The sequence below is a fragment of the Streptomyces phytophilus genome (genome assembly GCF_013870535.1).
GTDB classification, from domain to species: domain Bacteria; phylum Actinomycetota; class Actinomycetes; order Streptomycetales; family Streptomycetaceae; genus Streptomyces; species Streptomyces phytophilus.
The window spans coordinates 1-2,657 of the sequence record NZ_JACBXC010000862.1 but is presented as its reverse complement, the minus strand read 5'-3'; the positions used below and the strand labels follow the sequence as shown (position 1 = coordinate 2,657).

Below are 2,657 nucleotides of genomic sequence, written 5' to 3'. Positions count from 1 at the left end.
GGCCGTCAGAGCCCGACCTCCTTCATCAGCATCCCGACCTCGGTGTTGGTCAGCCGGCGCAGCCAGCCCGACTTCTGGTCGCCCAGCGCGATCGGGCCGAAGCGGGTCCGTACCAGCTTGTCGACCGGGAAGCCCGCCTCGGAGAGCATCCGCCGCACGATGTGCTTGCGGCCCTCGTGCAGCACCACCTCGACGAGGTAGTTCTTGCCGGTGTTCTCCACCACCCGGAAGTCGTCCGCCTTGGCGTAGCCGTCGTCCAGCTGGATACCGTTCCTCAGCCGCTTGCCCAGGTCGCGCGGGAGCGGGCCCTGGATGGCGGCGAGGTAGGTCTTCTTCACGCCGTAGCGGGGGTGGGTGAGGCGGTGGGACAGCTCGCCGTGGTTGGTGAGCAGGATGATGCCCTCGGTCTCGGTGTCCAGGCGGCCGACGTGGAAGAGCCGGGTCTCGCGGTTGTCCACGTAGTCGCCGAGGTTCTGCCGGCCCTCGGGGTCGTCCATGGAGGAGACGACGCCGACGGGCTTGTTGAGGGCGAAGAAGAGGTACGACTGCGTGGCCACGGTCAGCCCGTCGACCTTGATCTCGTCCTTCTCCGGGTCGACGCGCAGCCCCTGCTCGGTGACGATGCGCCCGTTGACCTCCACCCGCGCCTGGTCGATCAGCTCCTCGCAGGCGCGGCGCGAGCCCATGCCGGCCCGCGCCAGCACCTTCTGCAGCCGCTCGCCCTCCTGCTCGCCGAACGTCTTGGGCAGCGCGCGCTGCGGCTTGTCGTGCCGGGCCCTGGTCCGCTCCTCCAACTGCGCGTCGTACTCGCGGGAGCGCGCGGGCCGGCTGGGCGCGCCGCCGCGCCCCCGGCCCCCCTTCCCCGGGCCGCCCGGGCGCTCGCCCTGGGGGGTGCCGGACTTCTCGTACCGCCGCTCCTCGGGGCGGGGGCGTCCTCGCTCGTCGGAGCGGGGGCGGCCCTGCCGACGCTGTTGCGCGTCGCGCTTGCCGCCCGCCCCCCGGGGGTCGGAGCCCGAGGGCTTCCTGCTGTTCCTGCCGCCGCTGCTTCGCATCTACCGTCAGTCCGTTGGTTGGTCAGGTGTCGTCATCCACGTCGAACGACGGGACACCCTCCTGGGACTCGCCCTCCACCGCGTCCGCGTCCGGGAGGAACGGGGCCAGCTCGGGGAGCTCGTCCAGGCCGCGCAGGCCCATCCGCTCCAGGAAGTAGTTCGTCGTCCTGTACAGGATCGCACCTGTTCCGTCCTCCGTGCCCGCCTCCTCGATAAGCCCGCGCTGGAGGAGCGTGCGCATGACGCCGTCGCAGTTGACGCCGCGGACCGCGGAGACCCGGGAGCGGGAGACCGGCTGGCGGTACGCGACGACCGCGAGGGTCTCCAGCGCGGCCTGCGTGAGCCGGGCCTGCTGGCCGTCGAGGACGAAGCCCTCGACGGCGGGCGCGTAGGCGGCGCGGGTGTAGAAGCGCCAGCCGCCGGCGACGTGGCGCAGGTCGAAGCCGCGGCCCTGGACGGTGTACTCGTCGGACAGCTCGCGCAGGGCGTCGGCGATCTCGCGGGGGCGGCGGTCGAGGACCTTGGCCAGGTGGGCGGGGGTGACGGGCTCGTCGACGACCATCAGGACTGCTTCGAGGGCCGGGCGCAGCGGGAGCCCGGCGGTGGGGCTCGCCTCCTTCCCGGCCTCTGCCTCCGCGTCCGCCTGCGCCTCCGGCTCCGGCTCCGGCAGCGCCTCCGGCTCCGTACCCGGTACGGCCGCCGCCTCCGCCGCGTCCGGGTCCGCCACCCCGGGCCCGCCCGGCACGTCCGCCACTGCGTCGCTCATCGCTCGTCCTCGCCTTCGCCTTCGTTCCGGCCGGCCTCGTCGGCGTCGCCGGGCGCCGTGTCGAACTCGTCGGTGACCACCGGCACCGCATCCTCCCGCCCCGTCCACCGCACCGTCAGCGGCTCCAGCGCGCCCTCCTGGTCGAGGGCCACGGCCCGCTCCCGGTACAGCTCCAGCAGCGCCAGGAACCGGGCGACGACGGTCAGTGCATCGGGGGCGTCGGCGATCAGCTCCTGGAAGCTGACGGAGCCGTGCTCGCGCAGCCGCGAGACGACGACCTCCGCCTGCTCCTGGACGCTGACGAGCGGGGCGTGGATGTGGTCGACGTAGACCTGCGGCACGGGCTTGGGCTGCATCGCCTTGACCGCGAGCCGGGCGAAGCCCTCCGGGCCGATGCTGATGACCACGTCGGGCAGCAGCTCCGCGTGGTGCGGCTCCAGCCCGACGGTACGGGGGTGGCGCTGCGACTCCTCCTCCAGCCGGCGGTGGAAGATGCCCGCTATCTCCTTGTACGCGCGGTACTGCAGCAGCCGCGCGAAGAGCAGGTCGCGGGCCTCCAGCAGCGCGAGGTCCTCCTCGTCCTCGACCTCGGCGGCGGGCAGCAGGCGGGCGGCCTTGAGGTCGAGGAGGGTGGCGGCGACGACGAGGAACTCGGTGGTCTGGTCGAGGTCCCAGTCCGGTCCCATGGCGCGGATGTGGGCCATGAAGTCGTCGGTGACGCGGTGCAGGGAGACCTCGGTGACGTCCAGCTTGTGCTTGGAGATGAGCTGGAGGAGGAGGTCGAAGGGGCCCTCGAAGTTGGCGAGCCGGACCCGGAAGGCGCCGTCGCCGGGGTCGTC

The 2,657-nt window shown here is 72.9% G+C and carries 3 protein-coding genes; all 3 read right to left on the bottom strand.

Annotated features, from left to right (window positions below; genetic code table 11):
* Positions 1–5: 5 nt before the first annotated feature.
* The gene (locus tag H5J30_RS26355; RefSeq protein ID WP_181789831.1) at positions 6–1,052 is read right to left on the bottom strand and encodes a pseudouridine synthase; all 1,047 of its coding nucleotides are present in this window, start codon (positions 1,050–1,052) and stop codon (positions 6–8) included.
* Between the two features lie 22 nt (positions 1,053–1,074).
* Complete coding sequence (gene scpB, locus H5J30_RS26350) at positions 1,075–1,818, bottom strand: SMC-Scp complex subunit ScpB (protein WP_181789830.1); 744 nt, start codon at positions 1,816–1,818, stop codon at positions 1,075–1,077.
* Positions 1,815–2,657 (bottom strand): segregation and condensation protein A (locus tag H5J30_RS26345; RefSeq protein ID WP_181789829.1); only part of this gene is annotated, 843 nt, incomplete at its 5' end. The genes H5J30_RS26345 and scpB, both read right to left, overlap by 4 nt.

Coding starts and splice junctions, on each gene's coding strand:
- scpB (WP_181789830.1), bottom strand. CDS start 1,818: ATGAGCGACGCAGTGGCGGACGTGCCGGGCGGGCCCGGGGTGGCGGAC.
- H5J30_RS26355 (WP_181789831.1), bottom strand. CDS start 1,052: ATGCGAAGCAGCGGCGGCAGGAACAGCAGGAAGCCCTCGGGCTCCGAC.